The sequence below is a fragment of the Nocardia sp. NPDC050435 genome, from assembly GCF_040655395.1.
GTDB lineage: Bacteria > Actinomycetota > Actinomycetes > Mycobacteriales > Mycobacteriaceae > Nocardia.
The window spans coordinates 185,792-211,818 of record NZ_JBFAJW010000004.1 but is presented as its reverse complement, the minus strand read 5'-3'; the positions used below and the strand labels follow the sequence as shown (position 1 = coordinate 211,818).

General features: G+C 69.7%; 26 protein-coding genes. 6 read left to right on the top strand and 20 right to left on the bottom strand.

Annotated elements, in window-relative coordinates:
* Positions 1-146: 146 nt before the first annotated feature.
* Entirely contained in the window at positions 147-407 is a 261-nt protein-coding gene (locus AB0I43_RS13580; protein ID WP_356973611.1) for a glutaredoxin family protein, read from the bottom strand.
* Between the two features lie 186 nt (positions 408-593).
* Here AB0I43_RS13580 and AB0I43_RS13575 point away from each other — a divergent pair, with 186 nt between their 5' ends.
* Entirely contained in the window at positions 594-1,517 is a 924-nt protein-coding gene (locus AB0I43_RS13575; protein WP_356973726.1) for an HAD-IB family hydrolase, read from the top strand.
* Here AB0I43_RS13575 and AB0I43_RS13570 read toward each other — a convergent pair.
* From AB0I43_RS13570 to AB0I43_RS13530, 9 genes are all read right to left on the bottom strand, one after another.
* The gene (locus AB0I43_RS13570; RefSeq protein WP_356973612.1) at positions 1,514-2,536 is read right to left on the bottom strand and encodes a lysophospholipid acyltransferase family protein; all 1,023 of its coding nucleotides are present in this window, start codon (positions 2,534-2,536) and stop codon (positions 1,514-1,516) included. The genes AB0I43_RS13575 and AB0I43_RS13570 overlap by 4 nt on opposite strands.
* Positions 2,533-3,606: an NAD-dependent epimerase/dehydratase family protein gene (locus AB0I43_RS13565; RefSeq protein ID WP_356973613.1), complete on the bottom strand. Its 1,074-nt coding sequence runs from the start codon at positions 3,604-3,606 to the stop codon at positions 2,533-2,535. The genes AB0I43_RS13570 and AB0I43_RS13565 overlap by 4 nt, the downstream gene beginning before the upstream one ends.
* A gap of 238 nt (positions 3,607-3,844) precedes the next feature.
* Entirely contained in the window at positions 3,845-3,946 is a 102-nt protein-coding gene (locus AB0I43_RS13560) for an AURKAIP1/COX24 domain-containing protein (protein ID WP_003402602.1), read from the bottom strand.
* Positions 3,947-4,153: 207 nt separating this feature from the next.
* Positions 4,154-4,417, bottom strand: a complete 264-nt coding sequence (locus AB0I43_RS13555; protein ID WP_356973727.1) for a helix-turn-helix domain-containing protein — start codon at positions 4,415-4,417, stop codon at positions 4,154-4,156.
* Between the two features lie 181 nt (positions 4,418-4,598).
* Entirely contained in the window at positions 4,599-5,432 is an 834-nt protein-coding gene (proC, locus tag AB0I43_RS13550) for a pyrroline-5-carboxylate reductase (RefSeq protein WP_356973614.1), read from the bottom strand.
* Between the two features lie 37 nt (positions 5,433-5,469).
* Positions 5,470-6,327, bottom strand: a complete 858-nt coding sequence (locus tag AB0I43_RS13545; protein ID WP_356973615.1) for a thioesterase family protein — start codon at positions 6,325-6,327, stop codon at positions 5,470-5,472.
* A 100-nt stretch (positions 6,328-6,427) separates the two neighbouring features.
* Positions 6,428-7,303: a sugar phosphate isomerase/epimerase gene (locus AB0I43_RS13540; protein ID WP_356973728.1), complete on the bottom strand. Its 876-nt coding sequence runs from the start codon at positions 7,301-7,303 to the stop codon at positions 6,428-6,430.
* A 134-nt stretch (positions 7,304-7,437) separates the two neighbouring features.
* A complete protein-coding gene (locus tag AB0I43_RS13535) occupies positions 7,438-9,666 on the bottom strand; it encodes a hypothetical protein (protein ID WP_356973616.1) in 2,229 nt (742 codons plus the stop codon).
* The gene (locus tag AB0I43_RS13530; RefSeq protein ID WP_356973617.1) at positions 9,663-10,685 is read right to left on the bottom strand and encodes a Ppx/GppA phosphatase family protein; all 1,023 of its coding nucleotides are present in this window, start codon (positions 10,683-10,685) and stop codon (positions 9,663-9,665) included. Before AB0I43_RS13530 ends, AB0I43_RS13535 begins: the two co-directional genes overlap by 4 nt.
* A 119-nt stretch (positions 10,686-10,804) precedes the next feature.
* Between AB0I43_RS13530 and AB0I43_RS13525 the strand changes: the two genes are divergently transcribed.
* The 3 genes from AB0I43_RS13525 (at position 10,805) to AB0I43_RS13515 (ending at position 12,625) form a co-directional block, all read left to right on the top strand.
* Positions 10,805-11,599: a hypothetical protein gene (locus tag AB0I43_RS13525; RefSeq protein ID WP_356973618.1), complete on the top strand. Its 795-nt coding sequence runs from the start codon at positions 10,805-10,807 to the stop codon at positions 11,597-11,599.
* 187 nt (positions 11,600-11,786) lie between these two features.
* A complete protein-coding gene (locus AB0I43_RS13520) occupies positions 11,787-12,233 on the top strand; it encodes a hypothetical protein (protein ID WP_356973619.1) in 447 nt (148 codons plus the stop codon).
* Between the two features lie 59 nt (positions 12,234-12,292).
* Positions 12,293-12,625, top strand: coding sequence for a hypothetical protein (locus tag AB0I43_RS13515; protein WP_356973620.1), 333 nt, complete (start codon positions 12,293-12,295; stop codon positions 12,623-12,625).
* A 42-nt stretch (positions 12,626-12,667) separates the two neighbouring features.
* On the opposite strand, the gene AB0I43_RS13510 is transcribed toward AB0I43_RS13515, so the two are convergent.
* The 3 genes from AB0I43_RS13510 to AB0I43_RS13500 form a co-directional block, all read right to left on the bottom strand.
* Positions 12,668-13,357, bottom strand: coding sequence for a response regulator transcription factor (locus AB0I43_RS13510; protein ID WP_356973621.1), 690 nt, complete (start codon positions 13,355-13,357; stop codon positions 12,668-12,670).
* A complete protein-coding gene (locus AB0I43_RS13505) occupies positions 13,354-14,580 on the bottom strand; it encodes an ATP-binding protein (protein ID WP_356973622.1) in 1,227 nt (408 codons plus the stop codon). Before AB0I43_RS13505 ends, AB0I43_RS13510 begins: the two co-directional genes overlap by 4 nt.
* A gap of 244 nt (positions 14,581-14,824) precedes the next feature.
* Complete coding sequence (locus AB0I43_RS13500; RefSeq protein ID WP_356973623.1) at positions 14,825-15,214, bottom strand: helix-turn-helix domain-containing protein; 390 nt, start codon at positions 15,212-15,214, stop codon at positions 14,825-14,827.
* 103 nt (positions 15,215-15,317) lie between these two features.
* Here AB0I43_RS13500 and AB0I43_RS13495 point away from each other — a divergent pair, with 103 nt between their 5' ends.
* Complete coding sequence (locus tag AB0I43_RS13495) at positions 15,318-15,977, top strand: NAD(P)-binding domain-containing protein (RefSeq protein WP_356973624.1); 660 nt, start codon at positions 15,318-15,320, stop codon at positions 15,975-15,977.
* Positions 15,978-16,017: 40 nt separating this feature from the next.
* Here the strand turns inward: AB0I43_RS13495 and AB0I43_RS13490 are convergent, their stop codons facing one another.
* From AB0I43_RS13490 to AB0I43_RS13460, 7 genes are all read right to left on the bottom strand, one after another.
* Positions 16,018-18,042: a CocE/NonD family hydrolase gene (locus AB0I43_RS13490; RefSeq protein ID WP_356973625.1), complete on the bottom strand. Its 2,025-nt coding sequence runs from the start codon at positions 18,040-18,042 to the stop codon at positions 16,018-16,020.
* Positions 18,043-18,227: 185 nt separating this feature from the next.
* Positions 18,228-20,297, bottom strand: a complete 2,070-nt coding sequence (locus AB0I43_RS13485) for a CocE/NonD family hydrolase (protein ID WP_356973626.1) — start codon at positions 20,295-20,297, stop codon at positions 18,228-18,230.
* Positions 20,298-20,593: 296 nt separating this feature from the next.
* On the bottom strand, positions 20,594-21,331 hold the full coding sequence (locus AB0I43_RS13480; protein WP_356973627.1) for a phosphoglyceromutase: 738 nt from the start codon (positions 21,329-21,331) through the stop codon (positions 20,594-20,596).
* 24 nt (positions 21,332-21,355) lie between these two features.
* Positions 21,356-22,249, bottom strand: a complete 894-nt coding sequence (locus AB0I43_RS13475; RefSeq protein ID WP_356973628.1) for an ROK family protein — start codon at positions 22,247-22,249, stop codon at positions 21,356-21,358.
* A 74-nt stretch (positions 22,250-22,323) separates the two neighbouring features.
* Positions 22,324-22,821 (bottom strand): YbjN domain-containing protein, encoded by a 498-nt coding sequence (locus AB0I43_RS13470; protein WP_356973629.1) that lies wholly within the window; start codon positions 22,819-22,821, stop codon positions 22,324-22,326.
* Between the two features lie 71 nt (positions 22,822-22,892).
* Entirely contained in the window at positions 22,893-24,236 is a 1,344-nt protein-coding gene (gene mshA / locus AB0I43_RS13465) for a D-inositol-3-phosphate glycosyltransferase (RefSeq protein ID WP_356973630.1), read from the bottom strand.
* Between the two features lie 144 nt (positions 24,237-24,380).
* Entirely contained in the window at positions 24,381-25,202 is an 822-nt protein-coding gene (locus AB0I43_RS13460; RefSeq protein ID WP_356973631.1) for an alpha/beta hydrolase, read from the bottom strand.
* 89 nt (positions 25,203-25,291) lie between these two features.
* Here AB0I43_RS13460 and AB0I43_RS13455 point away from each other — a divergent pair, with 89 nt between their 5' ends.
* Positions 25,292-26,023, top strand: coding sequence for an SDR family NAD(P)-dependent oxidoreductase (locus AB0I43_RS13455; protein WP_356973632.1), 732 nt, complete (start codon positions 25,292-25,294; stop codon positions 26,021-26,023).
* The last annotated feature ends 4 nt before the right edge of the window (positions 26,024-26,027 follow it).

Here is a 26,027-nt window from a genome sequence, read left to right as displayed (position 1 = left end):
ATTTCAGGGCGCTTCCGCAGCCTCGGGAAGCGGGTCGCGTGCTATCACCGTAACTGCTTGTGCAGCCCTTCACAAAGTCGGTGAAATTGGCCTCATTTTCCCTCTCGACCAGGCCAGCATCCGAAATGGACACGAGCAGCTTCGGCTCAGCGCGTCAAATCGGCGCGTAGCCGGGTTTCGTCGACGTCGAAATAGCTGTGCTCACGGCCGTCGAGCAACACCACCGGAAGCCGGTCGCCGTACTCCGCGCGCAGGCCAGGGTCGGTGGCGGCGGCCTCGTCGACGTCCAGCGTCTGCGGTTCGAGGCCGAATTCCGCGCAGACGCGCCGCAGCTGTTCGAGAGCTGTGCCACACAGGCCGCAGCCGGCCCGGGTCAGCAAAGTGACGGAATGTGTGGGATTGGTCATGACGTTCATTAAATCCCCTACACACCTGCCCGTCCTTGTCGCCGCCGCCGGTTAGGGTGGACCTGGTTCGCGCTACGGGCGGAGGTACTGGTGCCGGAACGAGAGAAGGTCGAAAGGACCGGATTCATCGCGGGGCGCTTCGGCGAATTCCCGGTCAGATGGAATCAGGGTCGCCTCGGCCAGAGCCTGCACGATCAACTCATTCGGCTTCCGCGCAGCCCCTTCGGGCCCAGCGAGGAAGAGGTGCGGGCGAATCTGGCGGGCGAGGCCAGCGCCGACGCCGCGCTCTCGCTGCACGCCGACGAGCTGGCCGCCGAGACCGAAGCGCCCGAGGTCCCGCGCGATCTCACCGCCGCCGCGTTCTTCGACGTCGACAACACCATGGTGCAGGGCGCCTCCATCGTGCATTTCGCGCGCGGCCTGGCCGCCCGCAAGTACTTCAAGACCTCCGACCTGATGGATGTCGCCTGGAAGCAGGTGAAATTCCGGGTCACCGGCAAGGAGAACAGCGCCGACATGCACTCCGGCCGGGAAAAGGCGCTGGCCTTCATCGCCGGGCGGCCCACCGCGGAGCTGGCGGCGCTCGGCGAGGAGATCTACGACGAGATCATCGCCGACAAGATCTGGCCGGGCACCCGCGCGCTCGCGCAGATGCATCTGGACGCCGGTCAGCAGGTCTGGCTGGTCACCGCGACGCCGGTCGAGCTGGCCCAGGTCATCGCCAAGCGCCTCGGGCTGACCGGCGCGCTGGGCACCGTCGCGGAGAGCGTGGACGGCAAGTTCACCGGCCGCCTGGTCGGCGACATCCTGCACGGGCTGGGCAAGGCGCACGCGGTGCGCACCCTGGCGATTCGCGAGGGCCTGAACCTCAAGCGCTGCACCGCCTACTCCGACAGCCACAACGACGTGCCGATGCTCTCGCTGGTCGGCACCGCGGTGGCCATCAATCCCGACTCCGACCTGCGCGAGGTCGCCAAGAACCGGGGCTGGGAGATCCGCGATTTCCGCACCGGCCGCAAGGCCGCGAAGATCGGCGTCCCCACCGCCCTGGCCCTGGGCGCGGCGGGCGGCGCGGTCGCGGCGGCGGTCACCCGCCGCCGCGAGCACTAACCGGTGAAGGGGTTGCGGCGCTTGGCCAGCAACTTGTAGAGCGTGCCCTGGATGGTCTCGCGGACCTGGTCGGTGACCTCGAACATCGTCATCGGGTCGTCCGCGGCCTCCGCGTCGTAGCCGGTGGTGGTGATCGGCGCGCCGAATTCGATGTACCACTTCGACGGCAGCGGCAGCGCGCCCAGCGGGCCCAGGTGCGGGAACGTCGGGGTGACCGGGAAATACGGCAGGCCGAGCAGCCGGGCCAGCGGCTTCAGGTCGGCGACCTTCGGGTAGATCTCCTCCGAGCCCACGATGGACACCGGGATGATCGGCGTGCCCGTGCGCACCGCCGCGGCGACGAAACCGCCCCGGCCGAAACGCTGCAGCTTGTAGCGATCGGCGTAGTGCTTGCCGATGCCCTTGAAGCCCTCCGGGAACACACCGGTCAGTTCGCCCGCGCGCAGCAGCCGCTCGGCGTCCTCCCGGCAGGCCAGGGTGTGCCCGGCCTTGCGCGCGAGCACACCGAGCATCGGCAGCTCGAAGATCAGATCCGCGGCCAGCAACCGCAGCGCGCGCTGCTTGACGTGGTGGTCGTGCACGGCGAGCTGCAGCATCAGCCCGTCCAGCGGCACCGTGCCGGCGTGATTGGCGACCAGCAGCGCACCCCCGGCCTCGGGGATGTTCTCGATCCCGTTGACCTGCACCCGGAACCACAGCTCCGACATCGGCCGCAGGGCGGGCAGGATCACCGATTCGAGCAGGTGCTCGTCGAAGCCGAACTCGTCGACCTGGTAGTCGCCGGTGAGGCGGCGGCGCGCGAAGTCCGCGGTGCGGCTGACGCCGGAGCCGAGCGCGCCGCGCAGCAACTCCGACAGCGACTGCGGCTGCGGCGGTTCCGCCGCCGCGAGCCGTTCGGTCAGCGAAGTCACCTGACTCGGCGCCGATTCGCCGGGTTCCGGCCAGCGGCGTGCGGTCACGCGCGGGCGGCCCTCGAAGTTCGAATCGTGGAGTGGGATGACTTTCGCTACGTGGTTCATGATTGTGCTCCCGTACCGGCCCCGAGCAGGCCGAGCAGTTTCTTTTCTGCGGCATCGATCCACGCGGGATCGAAGACGGGTCGCGACGCTGCGCCCCCAATGAAGTCGTCGAAGGCCTGCACCGTGGTCCAGCGCGGCACGAAATCCAGTTCCGTGCGCATCCGGGTGGTGTCCAGGCCACAGCCGAAATGAAAATAGTCGAGTTGTTCGCCGCTGAACTCCCGCATCACCGTGCCCATCAGCGCGCGCCCGGCGGTACGGAACAGTGTGAACGGCAGCGGCAGTTCGATCCGGCCGGCTCGCCGCACCGCCTGCGAAAGCGCCAGCGCGCCGTCGCCCGCGATGTTGAAGGTGCCGCCGGGCGCCGTCTTCGCGGCCTGCGCGAGCGCGGCCACGGCGTCTTCCTCGTGCAGCAACTGCATGCGGGCGTCGCGCCCGAAAACCGTGGGCGCCATCGGCAACCGCACATATTGCACGGCGCGCCCGGCCAAACGCGGGCCGACGATCGGCGCGAAACGCAAAATCGAGGTGGAGATATCGGGGCGGCGACGGGCGAGCCCGCGCACGAATCCCTCGATTTCGATCAGGTCACGCGCGAAACCGCTCTTCGGCGGGGTGCGCGCGCTCATTTCCTCGGTGAATTTCGCCGGGTCCTTCGCGCTGCAGCCGTAGACCGCGGAGGTGGAGCGCACCACCACCCGGCGCATCGAGGGCGCCTTCTGGCAGACCGCCAGCAGCTGCATCGCCCCGAGTACGTTGTGGTCTTTCATCACCGCGCGGGTGCCGCCGGCCGGCGGCCGGGTCAGCATCGCGGCGTGCACCACGGTGTCCACCTCGTTGCCGTCGATGACCTTGCGGATCAAGGGATTTCGGATGTCGGCGCGCACGAGCTCGGCGCGGCCCATACGGCGTTGCAGCTCGCGGCTCGGCGTCATCGTGTCGACGGCGAGGATGCGTTCGATCGACGGATCCTGCGCGAGCTTGGCCACCACATTGCCGCCGAAGAAGCGGCTGGCGCCCGTGACCAGTACCACCCTGGGCGAATTGCCATCTCGTACTTCAGAACCCACTGCGCCCGATCCCACCTACCAGGCCCCCCAGTTGAATTGTGTGCGGTTCCAGCGTAACCGCTGCCGTCCGAGACACCGAGGGTGTTTACGAGGTTATAACGATGATTTCTGTCACCGATCACAACGATTCGGTGTTCACGCAAAAAACGAGCCCGCCACCGCTAAGGTGACAGGCTCGCTCTGCTGCTGCAATCGCCGGCAGCGGCGCCCAGCCGGGCCGCTCAGACCCGGCAGTCGCTCACTTGCCGAGTTTGCGCCGCTGAACACGCGTGCGGCGAAGCAGCTTGCGGTGCTTCTTCTTCGACATGCGCTTGCGGCGCTTCTTGATCACAGAACCCATAGGGTTTCCTCGCGTTCTCTTTAGTACTCGGCGCGCACGCCAGTCACGTACGCCTTCTTCAGCGCCCGCGCCGCCAGCAGACACCGGACACCACGAAGCGGTGCCGCCGGCAGGCGAACACGAACCGAGTGTTCATCCTACCGGGGCACCCGCTCAGCTATGAAACCGCCTTCTACCTGGACACCATCGACGAGAGAAATCTCGCCGTCAACCGGCGTCGAAGTAGGAGGTCTCCAAATAGTCGTGCACCGCTTTCGCGTGCACCCGGAAGGACCGGCCCACCCGCACCGCGGGCAGCTCGCCCGAGTGCACCAGACGGTAGACCGTCATTTTCGAAACACGCATCAAACTCGCTACTTCGGCAACCGTCAGGAACTGCGTGCCGCCACCGAGCAGGGGTTGCCCCGCGCCCGATCTGCTGCTCGAAGGACCTGACGAACCTGGCGACGAGCCCGAGCTGTTCGCAGACATCTTGTTAGACATCATTGCACCATTGACCTCCGGCACGTCCGCGCCACCGGCTTCCCCACCGGCGGAACAGACACGCACGTGCTCCTTGAAGCTTAGCGTTGCCAGTGGGATTACTGCGACGGGTGTGAGAAATCAGCGTCATACGCTGGGGGTCCGCCGGACACCGAATAGACGTGTCGCGTTAATTCGACGCGACGCCCTCGCTCGCGCCCTGCTCCGCGGAGCGGTTCTTGGCCGCGTGCAGCGCCTCGAGAAAAGCCGAGCGTACGCCGCCGCGCTCCAGCTCACGCAGGGCGGCGGCGGTGGTGCCGGCCGGCGAGGTGACCGCGGCCCGCAATTCCTCCGGCGTCTGCCCGGACTCGTCGAGCAGCGCGGCCGCGCCGAGCATGGTCTGCACCACCAGCTGGTTGGCCACCGCGCGGGTCAGGCCCAGGCCGACGCCCGCGTCCACCATGGCCTCCACGACCAGGAAGAAGTAGGCGGGACCGGAACCCGAGACCGCGGTGACGGCGTCCATCTGCGCCTCGGTGACGGTGGCGACCTTGCCGACCGAGGCCAGCACGTCGGTCACCAGCGCGAGCTGCTCGGGCCGGGCGTAGCGGCCGGGAGCCAGCACGCTCATGCCCTGACCGACCAGCATCGGGGTATTCGGCATCACGCGCACCACGGGGAACCCGGCGGGCAGCTTGGCCTCCAGCCGCGCGGTGGGCACGCCCGCCGCCAGCGACACCAGCACCTGATCCTGGTCGCCGCCGTTGAGGTCGGCCTTGCCGAGCTGGGTGAGCACGCCATCCACGTCACCGGGCTTGACGGCGATCACCAGCAGATCCGCCCCGACCGCCGCGTCCGCCACCGAATGGGTGACCCGCACGCCGAGCCGGTCCGCGATCAGCTCGGCTCGATCCTGGTGGGTCTCCACGACGACCAGATCCTTGGCCGCCCGTCCGGACTCGAGCAAACCGGCGATCAACGCCTCCCCGATCCGGCCTCCACCGATCACCGCAATTCTCGTCATGACCCAAGACCCTAATCGCGGTCTGTCGTGGGACGAATCAGCGGGGAAGGGGCATCAGGGCGAGCTGGCGACTCTGCGCGACGACGGCTCCGGTGGAATCGAGGACGAGCTGATCCTCGTCGAACATCCGGCCGCCGACCTCGTGGCTGGTGGCGATGATGCGCAGCCAGCCCGGAGCGGGGCGGCGGCGCAGGTAGGTGGTCATCTGGACGGTCGGCGCCCAGCCGAAGTGGCCCAGGTTCATCGGCACCGGCGGGCTCATGTCGGCCGACATCATCGCGAAGTACATCGCCACCTCCGGATCGGCCTGGTCGCCCTCGAACGGGCGCATCCACAGCCGCAGCCGCGGCTCCCCCTGCTTGCCCTCCAGGAAGTGCGCCCACTCGCGATCGATGAAGACCTCGGCGCCCTGGCCCACGTGCACGATGCTGCCCATCGGGGACCCGGAGTCGTACCCGAGGGCGTCGGCCGGCGGTTCGGCGGGCATGTCGCTGTGCTCGTAGGCGTAGCGCGGATCCATGTCGTCGATGTGACCGAAGGTGAACGCGGTGCGCACACAGGTGCGGCCGTCCTGGATCAGCTCGGTGTCGGCCAGGCAGATCTGGCGGCCCACCTTGCGCAGCGTCACCCGGTACTCGACCGCGCCGGGCTCGGGCGCGCCGAGGAAATCCGAGCTGGCCGAGATGGGCGACATCTCGGCCAGCGCCGGATCGGTGGCGCGCAGGAAGCCGGTGGCCGCGGCGGCGCTGCCGGCGACCATGGTGCCGCCGTGCACCTTCTTGCCGATGGTCCAGGTCGGGTCGATGACGCCCGCGTAGCGGCCGGGCTCGTCGAGCTCGGTCAGCCTGCACACCCGGCTGAACGGTGCGTCCAGCTCTGCGGTCAGCTCCGGCATCGTCACTCCTGTCGTCCGTCGGCCGCGGCGGCGGCGTTTCGTACAGCGTAGAACGAGCGGTGCCGGCGTCCGCATTCCGGATCGGACTCCGGGCCCGGATTCAGATCAGATCGGCCCGCGGATGGGTGAACGGCGCGGCCGGCGCCAGGCCGTTGAGATGCACCCGGGCGAAGGCCAGGGTCCGGCGCAGCAGGGCGGCGCGCTCGGCGGTGGTACGCGCGTTCTGGGTATTGATCTCGGCGACCGCGTGGCCCGAGAAACCGGTGCGGACCAGTTCCGCGCACACCTCCGCGCAGGGCTGGGTGCCGTCGCCGGGCACCAGATGCTCGTCGTGCGCGGCCCCGCGGCCGTCGGCCAGATGCAGATGGGCCAGGCCCGCGCCCATCCGCGCGGCCAGCGCGAGCGGGTCGGCGCCCGCGGTCGCGGTGTGCGACAGGTCCAGCGTGTAGTGCCGGAACCCGGTGTCGGTCGGATCGTAGGACGGGCTGAAAGCCGTGACGCCCCAACCCGGTCCGCCGCGCCGCTCCAGCCGCTTCGCGGAATTGGCGCCGCGCCCGAACAGCGTGTCGGCGCGCATCGGGAACATGTTCTCCACCGCCACGATGACGGAGCTGTGCTCCTCGAGCTCGGCCACCTGCTCCGGGAAGCCCTCGGCGTAGCGGCGCTGCCAGCGGAACGGCGGATGCACGACCACGCTGTCGGCGCCCAGCGCCTCGGCGGTGTGCACGCTGCGCTCCAGCTTCGCGATCGGGTCCGACCCCCAGACCCGTTGCGAGATCAGCAGACACGGCGCGTGCACGGCCAGCACCGGCACGTCGTACTTGCGCACGTAGGACTGGATCGTGGCCAGGCTCTGACTGGCCGGTTCCGCCCACACCATCAATTCCACACCGTCGTAACCGATTTCGGCGGCGTAGCGGAAAGCCGCCTCGGTGTTCTGCGGATACACCGAGGCGGTGGACAATCCGACCTTGATGTCGCGGCCCGGTGGCCCGTTCTCGCCCGCCGGCCCAGACCCGCGCGGCTCGTTTTCCGGAGCGGCGCCCTGCACGTCGCTCGCCTGTGTGTCGTCCGCCTGCCCGATGTGCCCCACAGCGACTCCCTACCTTTTCAGTTCGTACTGAGAAGGAAGGCTAGCGGCCCGAGCGTGACGAAGATGCCCACGACGACGGCGATCACCGTGCTCAGGATGTCGTCGGTCCGGCGCAGAATCCTCACCAGGGCCACCAGGCCCAGGATGACGATCATGGCCAGCGCGAGCGCGACCCACGGGAGCATCTCCCACATCCGCTCGAAACCCTTGAACAGCAACATCCCCGCGATCGCCGCGCCGGTGCTCTGACTGCCGAGGATCACCCACTGGCGGCGGTTCGCGTCGTGCTCGCTGCGGCGCGCGGTGCGCGACCGCGCGGCCAGCCGGGTGGCCAGGCCGCCGGTGTGCTCCTCGTCGTCCCCGTCCTCGTCGTCGCGCTCGCCGCGACGCGAGAACAGCGCCCGCCCGGCCGCCAAGCGCGCGGCGAAACCACCGGTGTGCTCTTCCTCGTCGTCGTCCTCGTCGAACGGGTCGTGCACATCGGTGTAGCTGTCGTCGGGATCGATGTCGAACTCGGCCTTGCGCTTGGAACGGCCGCGCCTTCCCCGGCCGCCGTTCGACCGCTCGGCATCCCGGCGTTCGGCGCGTTCGACGCCGTCGCGCAGCAGATCGCCGGCGACGGTGGAACCGGAGACCAGCTGCTGATCCTGGCTGGCCAGCGACCACGCCGAGGTGGGGATTCCCCCGGACTCCGGCGCGTCGTCCGATGCCGATTTGCGTCTTCGCGCCGACCAGGCCGGCAGGCCGCTGTCCCGGCGCGCGGCGCGGCGCTGCTCGGCCGGCGCGGGTAGGGGCAGCGGTGCGGAATCGTCGTCGTCGTGCGGCGACCAGCCGCCGGTGTCGACTTCCTCGGGGGTGGACCAGCCGCCGGTGTCCAGCTCGGGCGACCAGCCGCCGGTGTCCACCTCGGCGGCCTCGGCCCGGCGGCGCGCGGCGCGGCCACCGCGCTTGGGCGGCGGATCCAGCCGGGGCGGCTCGGGCGGGCCGCCGTCGTGCAGCGGCGGGGCGACATCGGTCGCCTCCTCCCCCGGCGGCGCGTGCCTGCGGCGCCGGCCGGAGCCGGGCGGCGGCAGCGGGTCCGCGCCGGGGGCGTCGGGCGGAACGTAGGCGTAGGGATCCGCGGACTGGGCGTAGGAGTTCGGCGGCTGACCGAACGCCGCCTCGGGCGGACCGTACGGACCCGGCGCCTGGCCGAACGAATCCGGGGCTCGGCCGTACTGATCGGGCGACGGACCGTACGGATCAGCGGGCGCGCCATAGTGATTCGGCTGACCGTAGGAATCCGCGCCGCGCTGATCCGGCTGGCCGTAGGGATCGGCGCCAGGTTGCGGCTGGCCGTACGGATCGGCGCCGGGTCGGGGCTGGCCATAGGAATCCGCGCCGGGCTGCGGCTGGCCATAGGAATCCGCGCCGGGTCGCGGCTGACCGTACGGATCCGCGCCCGGTTGCGGCTGGCCATAGGAATCCGCGCCCGGTCGCGGCTGACCGTACGGATCCGCGCCCGGTTGCGGCTGGCCATAGGAATCCGCGCCGGGTTGCGGCTGGCCGTACGGATCCGCGGGCCTGCCGTACTGATTCGGCTGACCGTACTCGCCGGCCGGCTGGTTGTACGGATCCGCGGGCCGGTCGTACGGATTCGGCTGACCGTAGGGATCCGCGGGCGCGTAGGGATTCGCCTGCGCACCGTACGGATCGGGGTCGGCGGGCGCGCTGTGCCGCGACGGGGTGGCGGGCGGCATCTCGCGGCCCGGCATCACCAGATTGGAACGACCCGGCGCCGGGTACTCCGGGACGGGCGCCGGGTACTCCGGCGACTGGTACTCGGCGGCGGGCGCCTGGTAGCCGCCCGCCGGATCGCCGTAGTCCGAGAGCGGGTCGTAGCGGGCGATCGGGCCGGACATCGGCGAGTAGTTCGGCAGTTCCGGCTGCGGCGCGTAGGAACCCGGTTCCGGCACAACGGGATCGAACTGCGGCGGCTCGTAGCCGGCGGGCGCGTACGGCGCGGGATCGTAGGCGGGTGGATCGTAGGGCGTGGACTCGTAGGCGGGGGCCGCGTCTTCCTCGGGTTCCGGGTCGGGCGCCGCGTGGCTGCCGCGGCCGCCGACGGCCGGCAGGTCACCGCTGAGTTCGGCCACCGAGATACCGCGGCCGCCGCGGCGGCGCCGGCCACCACCGGAACCGGAGGCGCCCTGCCCGTTGCGCGCCAGCAGCTCCGCTACGGATAGCTGTTTGGATTCATCACTCATGGCGACACCACTTCTGTCGAATCCGGCGCCGCGAGCGGGGTCGGCAAGACCGCACCGCCCGCCGAGGGCAGGTGCGTAGCCTTCGGTCCGCCGTTCATATCGGTATCCAGTTTGCGCAGGATGAGTCCTTCCCGCAGCGCCCACGGACAAATCTCGAGGGATTCCAGCGATAGTGCACGCATACTCGCCTCCGCGACCAATGCGCCAGCCACCAATTGCCGTGACCGATCGGAACTTACGCCTTCCAATTCTGCACGGTCCGCGGCCGTCATCCGCGAGATGAACGCAATCAGCTGCCGCAGACCCGAAGCGGTGAGTGTACGACGAACTCGCAGCCCAGCGGCAGAGGGTGCCGCGCCGGTCAGCCGCGCCAGCGAGCGGAAGGTCTTGGAGGTGCCCACGGCGAGATCCGGTTTACCGGCCTCGAGCAGCTGTTTCGACGGCGCGACCAGTTCCGCGTCCAGCCAGTCGCGCAGCACCGCGATGCGGCGCTTGCCCGGCGGGTCCTCGCGCAGCCAATCCCTGGTCAGGCGGCCCGCGCCGAGTTGCAGTGAGAGCGAGACGTCCGGCGCCTCGTCACCGCCGTTGCTCATCTCCAGCGAGCCGCCGCCGATATCCAGGTTGAGCATCCGCCCCGCGCTCCAGCCGTACCAGCGGCGCACGGCGAGGAAGGTGAGCCGGGCTTCGTCGACACCCGCCAGGACCTGCAGGTCGACCCCGGTTTCGGCGCGCACCCGGGCCAGCACCTCGTCGGAGTTCGTGGCCTCACGCAGCGCCGAGGTGGCGAACGGCATCAGTTCGACACACCCGGAAGTTTCGGCGATGCTGGCGAATTCGGCCACGGTGGCGATCAGGCGACCAGCCCCCTGGACGGTGATCCGGCCCGCGTCGTCCATGTTCTCCGAGAGGCGCAAGGTGGCCTTTGTCGAGCTCATGGGCATCGGGTGGCCACCACGGTGCGCGTCCACCACCAGCAGGTGGACGGTATTGGATCCCACATCGAGCACACCGAGACGCACATGAACACGGTACTGGGTCCGTCCCGGCTACAGACCGGGCACGGGAGCTGTTAGCGTTTCGAGGTGTGACGGAAGGTGCATCCGCTAACGCTTCCACCCGGCCCCGACCAGCGGGGAAAATGGATCCCAGCCCGGAGGTCGATCTTGATTTCCCCCGCGAGTGGATCGAGTTCGTCGATCCGGCAAACGCCGAGCATCTGATCGCGGCGGATCTCACCTGGCTGCTGTCGCGGTGGACGTGTGTCTTCGGCACCCCGGCGTGTCAGGGGATCATCGCCGAGCGCCCGGACGACGGCTGCTGCTCGCACGGCGCGTTCCTCTCCGACAAGGAGGATCAGCAGCGCCTGAAAGAGGCTGTGAAAATGCTCACACCTGCGGACTGGCAGCTGATGGGTGAGGCCACCAACGCCGAGGGCAAGGTGACCAAGAAGGGTTACCTGGAGCTGGACGAGCTCGAGGACGAGCCCGCCCTGCGTACCCGCCGCTTCGACGGCGCCTGCGTCTTCCTGAACCGTCCCGGCTTCGCCGGGGGCGTCGGCTGCGCGCTGCACACCATGGCGCTGCGGCGCGGGCTGGAGCCGCACACGGTGAAGCCCGACGTCTGCTGGCAGCTGCCGATCCGGCGCACCCAGGAGTGGGTGGACCGCCCCGACGGCGTGCAGATCCTGCGCACCGTGGTCACCGAATACGACCGGCGCGGCTGGGGTTCCGGCGGCGAGGATCTGGATTGGTATTGCTCGGGCTCGCCGGACGCGCACGTCGGCAGCAAGCCGGTGTGGCAGTCCTACGGGCCGGAGCTGAAGGAGCTGCTGGGCGAGCCGGCCTACGCCGAGCTGGCCCGGCACTGCAAGCGGCGGGAGGGCCTGGGCCTGGTCGCGATCCATCCCGCGACGGTGCACGCGCAGCGCGCCTAGCGAGTGACCGGCGGTTCGTCCGCCGACCGGAAACGTTGAACTATCACAACGGAATTCCGATCGCGGTGCTCGAAACACGCGCCGCATTGGTCGGTTGTCCAGTATTTGTCGATAGACACACGTACCGGACGCCGGCCGCTTACCGTCGTCCTGTGCCCGCTGCCGCGGGCAGCACAGGAGATGAACCATGCAGGCACCCAGAATCCGCTGCGGCCGAGCCGGTTTCGGGCTGATCGCCCTCGCTTCGGCGCTCACGCTCGCCACGCCGCAGGCCCACGCGGACGTCGACGAGCTCCGGATCTCCGGATCCGGGAAGCACAAGTACATCGGCAGCGAGTACACCCTGACCGCGCAGGTCGGCGGCGAGTCCACGGATCTCCCGGTCCAGTTCACCGCCAACGGCGAATACCTCGGCGCCGCCGCCCCCGGACCGGACGGCGCGGCCACCCTGCGCTGGCGCCCCGCCTTCGCGATCGACTACACCCTGATCGCGCAGCAGGGCGAGAGCACCGTCGCCGTCGAGGTCGAAGTGCGCCGGCCCCAGCCCGACAGCACCGGCAGCGCCGGCGGCTCCAACCGGGGCCGCCCGCCCAGCGGCAGTTCCTCCGGGAGCAGCTCAGGAAGCGGTAAATAATCTCCGCGTCCACCTGCTCGCCATGCGCAGGTCACTTGTTTGCGGTTGGATGGCTGACCATGAAGAAAGCGCTCGCCCTCGCCACCCTCGCCCTCGGCACGACCCTGTCGCTGACCGGCGTCGCGCACGCCGAACCGAACGGTGATCCGGCCAAGTACGCCGATTTCACCGCCGAGTTCGTGCCCGCCAACACCCCGGCCGCCCTGGAGGCCGCCAAGCAGGGCAAGCACGTGATCATGAGCCCGTACGGCACCAACCGGACGATCGCCTGCCGCGGCAACAACGCCGACGTGCCGATCTACGAATGCATGCAGGAAGACGACCTGGGGTGGATCTCCCTGCGGGTCATCGATGTGCCGGGCGTCGGCCCGACCTGGACCTACCTGCCCTGATCCCCCCGCTCGTCGTCCCGGCCCGAGCCGGGACGACGAGTTTCACGCCTCGAGCTTGTAGCCCAGCCCGCGCACCGTCACCAGGTGCTCCGGCTTGGCCGGATCCGCCTCGATCTTCGAGCGCAGCCGCTTGACGTGCACGTCCAGCGTCTTGGTGTCGCCGACGTAGTCGGCGCCCCAGACCCGGTCGATCAGCTGGCCGCGGGTCAGCACCCGGCCGGAGTTGCGCAGCAGGTACTCGAGCAGATCGAACTCCTTGAGCGGCAGCGTCACCGATTTGCCGTTGACCAGCACGGTGTGCCGGTCCACGTCCATCCGGACCGGGCCGGCCTCCAGCACGCCGGTCTCACTGCCGCTGTCGAGCTCGTCGCCCGCGCCGCGCCGCAGCACCGCGCGGATGCGGGCGATCAGCTCGCGCGCCGAGTACGGCTTGGTGACGTAGTCGTCGGCGCCCAGCTCCAGGCCGACCACCTTGTCGATCTCGCTGTCGCGCGCGGTCACCATGATCACCGGCACGCCGCTGCGGGTGCGCAGCTGCTTGCAGACGTCGGTGCCGCTCATGCCGGGCAGCATCAGGTCCAGCAGCACGATGTCGGCGCCGGAGCGGTCGAACTCGGCGAGCGCGGAGGGCCCGTCGCCGACCACCGTGACCTCGAAGCCTTCCTTGCGGAGCAGGAACGCGAGCGGATCGGCCAGCGATTCTTCATCCTCGACGATCAGAACACTCGTCATCTGCGTGCCTCCACACCATTGGGTCGGCCCGGCCCCGTGGGGCGCGGGCTGATTTCTCTCGTGCTCACCTCGGGCTCTTCTTCGCCGTCGGTTTCGAGGTGAGCGGGTATACGCAAGGTGAACGTCGAACCGGTGCCCAGTTTGCTCCACAGGGTGATCTCACCGTTGTGGTTGGCGGCCACGTGCTTGACGATAGCCAGCCCGAGCCCGGTACCGCCGGTGGCGCGCGAGCGCGCCTTGTCCGAACGGAAGAATCGTTCGAACACCCGCTCCTGGTCTTCCTTGGCGATGCCGATGCCGCGATCGGTGACCGCCATGGCGACGTGCTCGCCGCGCAGCGATCGGCTCACCGAGACATGCGAGCCCTGCGGTGAGTAGTTGATCGCGTTCTCGACCAGGTTGGACAGGGCGGTGACCAACAGGGTCTCGTCGCCCAGCACTTCCAGCCCGCTGGGCCGGTCGGTGCTGACGGTGATGCCGGCCGCCTCGGCGGCGGTGCGCGAGCGGTCGACCGCCTGCATCACCACGGTGTCGACGTCGACCACCTCGAGTTCGGGGAGCTTCTCCGCGCCCTGCAGCCGCGACAGCGCGATCAGCTCGGTCACCATCTTGCCGAGGCGGCGGGATTCACCGAGCACGCGTTCGCCGAAGTGGCGCACGGCCTCGGGGTCGTCGGCGGATTCCAGCAGGGCCTCGGCCAGCAGGCTCATCGCGCCGACGGGCGTCTTGAGCTCGTGACTGACGTTCGCCACGAAGTCGCGCCGGGTCGCCTCCATGCGCGCCTGCTCGGAATCGTCGTCGGCGAACAGGACCGTGAAGCTGGTCTCCTCCGGCGAGAGCGGGCGCGCCACGCCGCGCACGGCGATCCGGCTGCGGCCGGGAATCGGGTGCTTGGCGGTCAGATCGAACTCCGCGTCCTCGCCGTTGGCCAGGACCTTCTTCACCGCGGCCCAGGCGCGCTCGTCGAGCAGCCGGTTGCGGACCAGGCCGAGTTCTTCGGCGCGCGGGTTGACCAGCACCACGTCGCGGTATTCGTCCACCACGGCGATGCCGCTCTCGGAGGCCAGCACGATCAGGTCGAGCACCTGGGACATGGTCAGGCCGGATTCGGCCTGCCGCCGCGCGGCCTGGCGGGCGTTCACGTACGGAATCAGTAGCCCGCCGACTGCCAGGCCCACGACAGCCGCGAGGACTGCCAGCAATACGGCCTGCGGAACACTCACCGGATCACCCGTTACGGCCGGGACTGCCAGCGCAGCGTCGGATTAGCGGAACACTCACCCCTGAATCGTACGGTCGGTACCCGTCCGCCCCGAGCGGGGTCGAGGAAGTTTCCCCCAGGTCATGGCCTCTTCCAGGCCCGTTTGCTGCCTGTTCACGCGGTGTTTCACCGGGACGGCGGGCAGCGTGTCGCGGCCCCGCCGCGGCCACACCCCCGTCCGATGAGAGGAGTGTCACGCCGCGCGGTCAGTCGAGGTCGTCGGCTCCGGCCAGCGCGGCGCTCACCTGCGGGCCGTGCCGGAGCACCCACTCGCCCAGCGCGAAGATCGGGGTCAGCAGGTCGCGACCGGCTTCGGTGAGCGCGTACTCCACCCGGGGCGGGGCCTCGGCGTAGCGGCGGCGGTCGACCAGGGTGAGCTGTTCCATCCGGCGCAGAGTCTGGGTGAGCATCTTCTGGCTGATGCCGCCGATCGCGGTGCGCAGCTCGCCCGGCCGCATCGGACCGTGCCGCAGCGAGTAGGCGATGACCGGCAGCCACGAGTTGCCGAGGATGTCCACGCCGATCCGCACCGGGCAGTCGGCGATGTAGTCGACCGCGGCGAACTCGACTTCCCCGGCGGTGATCGGCAGTGTCATGCCTCCAGCCTGCCAGTCCGTCGGGCACCTCGGGGTGCCTATCGAATTCCCTAGCGTCGGTTCCGGATTCATCCACACCACCACACATCCCTGGGAGCGAACAATGCGAATCGGAATCATCGGCGCCGGGAACATGGCGCGGGCGCTCGGCGCCGGCTGGGCCGCCGCCGGGCACGAGGTCCTGATCGGCGCCAGGAACCCGGCGGCCGCCGCGGACCTGGCGGCCGCGATCGGCGCGCGGAGCGGCAGCGTCGTCGACGCGGCCGGATTCGGGACGGCGGTGCTGCTGGCCCTGCCGGTCTCGGCCCTGGACGAGGCGCTGCGGTCGAACGCCGAAGCGCTGGCCGGGCGCACGCTGATCGACTGCACCAACGCCTTCGCCCCGGACTTCGAGGCCGCGGGCGGGCCCACCACCATGCCGCTGTCCGAGGACGCGGTGGCCGAGCGGATCGCGGCCACGGTGCCCGCGGCACGGGTGGTCAAGGCGTTCAATCTCTGGGCGGCGGAAGTTCTGGCGTCCGAGACCAAGTCCTACGAGGGGCGCCCGCTGACCGTGCCCTTCTGCGGTGACGACCCCGCCGCCATGGAGCTGGTCGCCGGGCTGATCGCCGACCTGAAGCTGCACCCGGCCCGCGCCGGCGGCCTGTACCGGGCCCGGTATCTGGAGGCCACCTCGGTGTTCCTGGTCGGGCTGTGGTTCGCCGGGCACGATGTGCGGGCCGTCTTCCCACCCCTGGAAGCCGCCTTCGCGGTCGCCGACTGAGCGCCGGCCGGGACGGCGGCCCGCCCGGCCGCCGCCCCGGCTACCAGCCCGGCTCGCCCTGGACCGGCAGGTTCACATAGCTCGGTTCGTTCGGGTCCAGCAGCAGATGCTGTGGCCGCAGCCCGGTTTCGAGCAGCAGCGGCATCGGCGGCAAGCCCTTGGGGAAGTTGGCCGCGTAGACGTCCACGCGCAGCCGGTGGCCCGGTCGCAGGACCGCGTTCACCCCGGGAATCGAAATGTCGAGCGGCGTGGGCGCACCCGGCACCGTGGGCTGCCGATGTTCCAGCGACAGGTAGGGCACGGGCTCGGAGTAGTCGCCGTTGGGCAGGCGGGTGCTGCGGGATTCGTCGATGGCGCGCAGCGAGGCGACCAGCTGCCCCGAGGACAGCACGGTCGACCGGCCGTCCGGCGCGACGTCGTTCACGGTGGCCACCCAGTATCCGTCGGTGGCGTCGTGGACGGTGTTGAGCCGCACCGCGATCGCGCCGGAGACGGTGACCGCCGCGCCGACGGGCGCGCTGGTGAAGGTGAGTCCGCCGAGCTCCTGGATCCGGGAATCCTCCGCGCAGGCGACGATGATCGACGGAATGCCGACCAGTTCCTGGGCAGCGTCCCGGGAACACAGGCCGGTCAGGCCGGGCGCGACGCTCACCCGCGTCACCTCGGGGCCGGGCTCGGTGCGCAGCGAACCGTCGTAGACGCTGTTCGCCGTGCCGCTGGGCGCGGCCGACAGATACATCCGCCGATAGGCCGACACCGGCTGCTGGAAGGCGTCTTCGGTGATCCAGCCGCCGCCCTCCTGTTTCACCGTCACCGGGCCGTAGCGCTCGATCCCGTTGTCGATGCCCTTGAGCCACTTGTCGAACCAGGCCCGTTGCAGCACGTCCATGCGCGGCGGCAGCCCCGGCCGGCCGGACTCGTTGCCGTTGCTGATGTGGTAGCCGTCGCCCATGAGCAGCTGTTTCTGCCCGGGCGGCAACGGGATTCGCTGGTAGACATCGGTCTGGGAGTTGATGAACACGTCGTGCCAGCCGCCGGTGACGAAGGTCGGCACGGTGATCGCGCCCGCGTCGGTCTCCCAGGAGCGGCGCGCGGGGCTGTTCTGGTCGAGCAGTTCCTGGACTTTCGGGTGCAGGTCCTCGAGCCGCGGCGCGGTCATCACGCTGAAGAACGCGTCCAGGAAGGTGAACGGATCCGCCAGCCGATCGGCGAGCCACTTCGTGTCGAAACGGCCCTGCGCGAGCGCGGTCAGGTCGGGCACGAGTTTTCCGCCGTTCACCGCGGCCAGCCACATCGGCATGAAGGTCGCGCCGATCGCGCCGCCGGGCGCGACGAGATCGCGAAAGGGATTGCGGCTGGGCACGACCGGGAAGATCGCCGTCAGCGCGGGCGGATTCTTCGCCGCGACCTGGAGTTGGTTCAGGCCGGAGTAGGAGACGCCGCTCATGCCGATGCGACCGTTGGACCAGGGTTGCCGCGCCGCCCAGTCGATCACCTCGACGCTGTCCTGCTGCTCGCGCTCGCGCAGGATGTCCCAGATGCCCTGGGAGAAACCGGTGCCGCGCACGTCGACGACGACCTGGGTGTAGCCGCCCTTGATCAGCTGCCGGTCCACGGCGAAGTTGCGGACCAGGCCGCCGCCCAGCGCTTTGGTCAGATCGGTGACGCCGGACAGCGGCGTCCCGGTGAGGTCGATGTCGCGCGCGAGTTGCAGGACCGCGTCGGAAAGGCCGGGGATCGAGATCAGGCTGTCGGCGATCATCGAGCCCAATTTGGTGTAGGGCGTGAGGTTCACGATGGTGGGCGTCGGCTCGGTGATCGCCCGGCCCGCCGCGTCGGCCGGGCGGTACACGTTGCCTTTGAGCACGGTGCCGTCGCTCATGGTGATCGGCACGTCCCATTCGATGGCGACGTTCGGGTAGGGCTGCGGGCCGTCTTCGGCCGCGGCCCAGGCCGCGCCGGCCGCGCCGCCGTCCGGCCCGAGGGGGGCCGGGGTCGCCGCGGCGTTCGGACTCAACAGGGGGCTCAGTAGTCCGGCGGCGAACAACACCGCCACCGAACGCATTGCGGCACGCACCTCGTCAGCACTCGCTTTCTTAGGGAGTAAACGCTCACTAAGTTACGGGCCGAACCGCCCCGAGATGACCGAAACCGCTGGAAGAGACTGCAATTCGGTCCGGTGCACAATGCGCCGGGGGCGCCTTCGTTCATCCGAACGAAGGCGCCCCCGGCGTGGTCAGCGTGCGGCGATCACCAACCGGGCTTGCCGCGCAGCGGAATGTTGACGAAGCTCGGCCGATTCGGGTCCAGTTGCACGTGCTGCGGCTTGAGTCCGGAATCGAGCAGCATCGGCAGCACCGGCAGGCCTTTGGGGAAGTTCCCGGCGAACACGTCGACGCGCAGCCGGTGGCCCGGCTTCAGGATCGCCTCGGTAGCGGGCAGCGCGATGTCCAGCGTGGTCGCCTCGCCCAGCACCGTCGGCTGCCTGCGGTCCAGCGAGGTGAACGGCCGCGGGTCGGTGTAGTCGCCGCTGGCCGACTTCGCGCTGTTCGCGTCGTCGATCTCGCGCATGGAGGACACCAGCTGGCCCGAGCTCAACACGGTGGACTGGCCGTCGGGCGCCACGTCGTTCACCGTGACCACCCAGTAGCCGTCCGCCGCGTCGTGCACGGTGTTGAGCCGCACCGCGATCGGGCCGGAGATCGCGGTCTCCTCGGCGACCGGCGCGCTGGTGAAGGTCAGGCCGTTGAGCTCGGCGACCCGCGAGTCCTTGGCGCACCCGTCGATCACCGAGAGCACGCCCGCGCTGCCCTGTGCCGCGTCGTTGGAGCACAGGGTGGTGATGCCGGGCGCGACCGTGAGCCGCTGGGTGTCGGAATTCGCGGCGGCCGTGAGCGATCCGTCGTGCACGGACTGGGCGGTGCCGCTGTCGGCCGCGGACAGGTACATCCGGCGGTGCGACGATTCGACCTCGGCCTCCCGGCTGCCGACCGCGCCGAATCCGAACCCGTTGGTGGTGATCCAGCCGCCGCCCTGCTGGCGCAGCGTCACCGGACCGTAGGTGTCGATGCCGTTGTCGATGCCCTTGAGCCACTTGTCGAACCAGGCGCGCTGCAGCACGTCCAGCCGCGGCGGCAGGCCCGGCTTGCCGTACTCGTTGCCCGAGTTGACGTGGTAGGTATTGCCCATCAGCAGCTGCTTCTGGCCCGGCGGCAGCGGAATCTGGTCGTAGATCTTGGATTCGGAGTAGGTGAACAGGTCGTGCCAGCCGCCGACGACGAAGGTCGGCACGTTGATCTTGGCCGGGTCGCTCCACCAATCCTTGCGGCGGCCTTCGCTGTCGGTCAGCAGCGCCTTCGCGCGCGGATCGAGATCGTCCATCTTCGCCGAGGTGTAGACGTTGAGCAGCACGTCCATGAAGGTGTACGGATCGGCGGCCCGGTCGGCCAGCCACTGGGTGTCGAACTGGCCGTTGACGATCGAGGCCACGTCCGGCACCCACTTCAGGCCGTTGATGGCGGCCAGCCACAACGGGATGAAGTTGAAGCCGAAGCCGGTGCCCGGGGCCAGCACGTCCTGCACCAGATCACTGCCCGGCACCACCGGGAAGATCGCCTTCAGCGCCGGCGGCTGGGCCTGCGCGGCCTGCACCTGGTTGATGCCGGAGTAGGAGATGCCGTTCATGCCGATCTTGCCGTCGGACCAGGACTGCTTCGACGCCCAGTCGATGACCTCGACGGTGTCCTGCTGTTCGCGCTGGCGCAGCATGTCCCAGGTGCCCTGGGAGAAGCCGGTGCCGCGCACGTCGACGACGAGCTGGCTGTAGCCGCTCTTGATGAGCTGGCGGTCGACCGAGAAGTTGCGCAGTTCGCCGCCGCCGAAGGCCTTGGTCAGATCGGTGACGCCGGACAGCGGGGTGCCCGACATGTCGATCTGCCGGAACAGCGCGATCAGCGCGTCGGAGAGGCCGGGCACCTGCAGCGCGCTGTCACCGAGGTTGGAGACCAGCTTGGTGTAGGGCGTCAGGTTGACGATGGTCGGCGTCTTGGTGTCGATCGGCCGGCCGGCCGCGTCGGCGGGACGGTACAGGTTCGCCTTGAGGACGGTGCCGTCGCTCATGGTGATCGGCACGTCCCACTGGATGTTGACGTTGGGGTACTGCTGCGCCCCGTCTTCGGTGGCCGTCCACGCCGCTCCGGCGGCGCCGCCGTCGGGTCCGGCGGAGATCGGCGCGGCCTGGGCCGTGGCGCCGGTGCTGAGGAAAGGAACGAGCACGGCGGTGGCAACCGCGGCCACCGTGACTCGCAACGCGTACTTCATCGAACGTGATCCACCTCTCGGACTTTCCAACGCGCCGAAGCATACCGAACCTACTCGTCGGTAAGAACACCCGGATACCCGAAATTCTGACGAATGCCAGTTCACATATGCGCGACAGCTCGCAATAGCCGCAGCATATGGCCGTCAATCCCCCGCTTCGATCATCAGAATCTAGGCTTACCGTAACCGGCGGTCCGCGCCAAGAGTTAACCGCTCTGGTCCCACATTCTGGACGCGAAACGACAAGAGCGCCGCAGTCGCACAGGACTGCGGCGCTCTCATCGTGGACGTGCGGGCTATTTGCCGCCCTGGTTCGCCACCGCGGCGGCGCCGGCGGCGGCGGCCTCCGGATCCAGGTAGACCGCCGGACGGACCGGGCGCAGGTTCTCGTCGAGCTCGTAGACCAGCGGAATGCCGGTCGGGATGTTCAGGCCCGCGATGTCGTCGTCGGAGATCTGGTCCAGGTGCTTGACCAGGGCGCGCAGCGAATTGCCGTGCGCGGCCACCAGAACGGTCTTGCCGGTCCGCAGCTCCTCGGAGATCGTCGACTCCCAGTACGGCACCATGCGCTTGACCACGTCGAGCAGGCACTCGGTCTTGGGGACCTCGATGCCGGCGTAGCGCGGGTCGCCCTCCTGGCTGTACTCGTTGCCGGCGGCGATATCCGGCGGCGGAGTGTCGTAGCTGCGGCGCCACAGCATGAACTGCTCGTCGCCGTACTGCTCCTTGACCTGGGCCTTGTTCTTGCCCTGCAGATCGCCGTAGTGCCGCTCGTTCAGGCGCCAATCCCGGACCACCGGAATCCAGTGCCGGTCGGCGGCGTCCAGCGCGTTGTTCGCGGTGCTGATGGCGCGGCGCAGCAGCGAGGTGAACACGATGTCCGGCAGCACGCCCTGCTCGGCCATCAGCTGGCCGGCGCGCTTGCCCTCGGCGACGCCCTTGTCGGTCAGGTGCACATCGACCCAGCCGGTGAACAGATTCAGGGCGTTCCATTCGCTCTCGCCGTGGCGCAGCAGCACGAGGGTGTACGTCATGGGGGCCATTCTGGCAGGCACTGCTCAGGCCGGCGCCGAGAGGGCGGTGAGCAGTCCCGCCCCGATCAGGGTGGCGCGGTCCTGCAACTCCGAGGGCACCACGCGCAGATCCTTCAGGAAGCCGACGCGCGCGTGCGCGCCGATCGCCTCCTGCATCGGCCGCCACAGCGGCTCCCCCGCCTGCGCGAAACCGCCGCCGACCACCACCAGATCGACGTCCAGCAGCGCCGCCGCCGAGGAAATCGCCTGTCCCAGTGCGATACCCGCCCGGCGCAGCGCGGCCTTGGCGATGCGATCGCCGTGCTGGGCGTCCTCGGCCAGCTCGATGCCGGTGGTCCCGGTCCAGCCGCGCTCCTGGGCCCAGCGCACCGAAGACGGTCCGCTCGCAACGGCTTCCACGCAGCCGACGCCGCCGCACGCGCACGGGTCCATCGAACCCGGCACCACGATGTGACCGATATGACCCGCGTTACCGGTGTGCCCCACCGCGACCATGCCGCCGACGATGATCCCGCCCCCGATGCCCGAGGACACCGTCATCGCCAGCGCGTCCGGCGTCTGCCGGGCCGCGCCGAAATGCCGTTCGGCCAGCGCCAGGCACACGCCGTCGATGGCGAAGCGCACCGAGGCGGCCGGGAACAGCTCCTTGACCGCGGACACGATCGGAAAGCCGTCGGCCCACTCCGGGATATTGAGCGGTGACAGCGATCCCGAGGGCGCGTCCACCGGCCCGGCCGCGCCGATGCCGATGATCGGCACGTCGTCGTCACCGGCCACGGACAGCAGCAACTCCTGGCACGCCTCCCAGACGCCGGTCTGCGGCACCTGGATCCGGCCCACCTCGCGCGTCATGCCCTCCTGGCCGACAACGCCGACGGCGATCTTCGTCGCCCCGATATCCAGCGCGAGAATGGTCATCAGGCCCCCACTTCCGACAGCAGCACCAGACCGCCGCGATCGCGGCGGCCCGATGGATCATATTGGGCGCGGACCTATTTGTCGGAGGCGTCCACGAGATGTTCGAAGGCCCGCAGGTTCTTCAGCGACTCCCCGCGCGAGACCCGCCACTTCCATTCCTTGCGAATGGATTCCGCGAAACCCAGCTCCAGCAGCACGTTGAAGTCGCCGTCCACGGCCTCGAGCACCTGCCCGAAGACCCGGTCGAGTTCGTCGGCGGTCACCGCGTGCGTCGCGATCCGGCCGACGAGATAGATGTCGCCGACCCGGTCCAGGGTGTAGGCCACGCCGTAGAGCCGCCGGTTGCGGCGCAGCAGGAACTTGTAGACGCCCTCGAAGTTCTCGTCCGGTTTGCGGCAGACGAACGATTCGATGCGCACGCCGTGCTTGCCGACGGTGAGCATCACCGAGGTCTTCAGTTTGCGCTCGCCCGGCAGGATCACCACGAAGACGTCCTCGCCGGCGCGGTCGTATTCGATTTCCCGATCGCGCAGCGTCTCTTCGATGACTTGCGCGGTGGCTGGCACCGACATCGCGTCGTACTCCTGTCGTTGGTGAGTTCTGGGCGCAGCGCGCGGCCGCGGTTACCGCATACCCGAATCGGTCAGAACGACGCGGGATGGGTGCGGTCTCCCGGAACACCGTAGAGCCCGTTGAGCAGCACGTCGTGCCCCTCGCGGTGTGCCAGCGCGCCGTGGAAGTCGCCGAGCGCGGCCGAGTAGCTGGCGAGCAGCCCGTCGGCGGTGTGCTCCCAGGAGAAGTTTCCCGCGTGGGTCACCGCCCGCCCGCTCATCCGGCGCAGCCGGGCCGGATCGTCGAGCAGCGCGCCGAGCGCGGCGGCCCAGTCCGGGATGCGGTGGCCGGGTACCAGCAGGCCGGTTTCGCCGTGCCGCACGGCGGTGCTCAGGCCGCCGACGTCGGCCGCGAGCACGGGGGTGCCGCTGGCCTGCGCCTCGATCGCGACCAGGCCGAAGGATTCGTTGTAGCTCGGAACGGCGACCAGATCGGCGGCCCGGTACACCTGGACCAGGCGGTCCGGCGGCTGCGGCGGCAGGAAGGTGACGTGCTCGCCGATGCCGAGTTCGGCGGCGAGCCGGATCAGCGCGTCCGGGCGCTCCAGGCCGCTGCCGGACGGACCGCCGACGATCAGCACCCGCAGCTTGCGCTCCGGGTTCGCGGCGAGCAGCGCGGCGGCCGCCCGGATCAGCACGTCGGGCGCCTTCAGCGGCTGGATGCGGCCGATGAACGCGACGATCTGCTCGTCGGCGCGCAGGTCCAGGTCGGCGCGGGCCGCGGCCTTGTCGCCGGGCCGATACCGAGCGAGATCCGCGCCGGGCGGCACGATGTCGATGTTGCGGGGTTCGGCGCCGTACAGCTCGATCAGCTGCCGGGCCTCCTCGGCGGTGTTGGCCACCAGCCGGTCGGCTTCGGAGACGATCTGTTTCTCGCCGATCTCGCGGGTCGCCGGCTCGGGGCAGTCGCCGTCGGCGAGCGCGCGGTTCTTGACGGCGGCCAGCGTGTGTGCGGTGTGCACCAGCGGCACCCGCCAGCGGTCCCGGGCCAGCCAGCCGACCTGGCCGGAGAGCCAGTAGTGCGAATGCACCAGGTCGTAGTAGCCGGGCAGGTGCCGGGCCTCCTGGCGCAGCACCTCGGCGGTGAAGGGGCACAACTGGGTCGGCAGGTCGTGTTTGTCCAGGCCCTCGAACGGGCCCGCCACCACATTGCGCACCAGCACGCCGGGCGCCGCCTCCTGCACGGGCGGCGTGTTCGAGGCGGTGGCGCGGGTGAAGATCTCGACCTCGATGCCGCGGCGCGCCAGCTGCCGGGCGGTCTGCAGGACGTAGACGTTCATTCCGCCCGCGTCACCCGTGCCCGGCTGGGCAAGTGGTGAGGTGTGCACCGACAACACGGCGATCCGATTCGGCCGTAGATCCGGGCGTTCACTCACAACTCCATAGTGCACGGTGTATCACCGGCCCAGACGGCCCGGAGCGGGGCAAGTGACTGCGATCACAGCAATTTTGTGAGCACGATCACCCCGCTCAGGGTGCTGAATTCGAAAGTTTGTGCTATTAGCCGCTTTGGCTATCGATCAGGCCAGGCTGTCGATGAACGCGGAGATCTCGGCGACGAAACGGGCCCGGTCCTCCAGGAACAAACCGTGCTGGGCGTCGTCCCAGAAGGACGTGCGGGCGTCCGGCACCGCCTCGGCGATGTAGCGCCCGTTGGCGATCGGCACCACCGGATCCGCGGTGCCGTGCTGAACCAGCACCGGAACGTCCAGGGCGCGCAGGGTTTCGGTGTTGTCCACGGTGCGGACGAACAGGGCCTTGCGCACCGCGGGCGGCGTGGCCAGGCTGCCGCCGAACAGGCGCTGCGCATCCACGCCCTTGTCCGCGCCGGGGCCGGTGTTGGCGTTGCCGAAGGCGGCGAACGCCCGCGTGGCCCGGCCCGCGCTCTCCTCGAAGACACCGGGAATCGCGGCCTGCATGGCGGTGCCGATCTCCGCGCCGGGCGCGCGGCCGATATTGGCCATCGAGCCGGTGTAGACCACGCCGGCGACCGCGCCCGTGCCGTAGGCGGTCAGGTAGTCGCTGATCACGATGCCGCCGTAGGACCAGCCGAGCAGGACCGCACCCGACTCGACGCCCGCCGCGGCCAGCACGGCGGCGAGGTCGGCGGCCCAGTTCTTCGGATCGTCGTAGCCCGCGGCGGGCACATCGGAGTAGCCGTGGCCGCGCAGGTCGACGGCGAGCACGCGGTAGCGCTGGGCCAGCTCACCGGCGGCCGCGCCCCAGCAGCGCAGGTCGGCCGACCAGCCGTGCACCAGCACCAGCGGCCGCCCGGACGCGGGCCCCTGCTCCCGGAAGACGAGGGTGGTTCCGTCCGCGCTGACCGCTTCCCGTATAGCCATGCCGTTCAGGCTAACGCCGGACCGCACGGCCAGTGATCCGGGCAACAGGGCGCGACCCGGCAAACCGCCCGCACCTAGGATCGACGGTCATGAGCACACGGAGCGCGGTAGTGACCGGAGCGAGCTCGGGCATCGGCGAGGCCACCGCCCGTGAGCTCGCGAAGCAGGGGTACCACGTCTACGTCGGCGCCCGCCGGCTCGACCGGTTGCGGCGCCTGGCCGACGAGATCGGCGGCACCGCGCTGGAACTCGATGTCACCTCCGAGGATTCGGTCGCCGCGTTCTGCGCCGCCGTGCCCGAGGTCGCCGTCCTGGTCAACAACGCGGGCGGCGCGAAGGGCCTGGCCACGGTCGCCGACGCCGACCTGGACGACTGGCGCTGGATGTGGGAGACGAACGTGATGGGCACGCTGCGGGTCACCAAGGCGCTGCTGCCCAAACTGATCGATTCCGGCGACGGGCTGATCGTCACCATCACCTCGGTCGCCGCGTTCCACACCTACGACAACGGTTCCGGCTACACCTCGGCCAAGCACGCGCAGGCCGTGCTGCATCGCACGATGCGCAGCGAACTGCTCGGAAAGCCGGTGCGGCTGACCGAGATCGCGCCCGGCGCGGTGGAGACCGAGTTCTCACTGGTTCGGTTCGACGGCGACGAGGACCGCGCCGCGAAGGTCTACGAGGGCATCGACCCGCTGGTCGCGGCGGATATCGCGGAGATCGTCGGCTTCGTCGCCTCGCGGCCGCCGCACGTCAACCTGGACCAGATCATCGTCAAGCCGCGGGACCAGGCCGGGCCCGGCCAGTTCGCCCGCCGCTGAACCC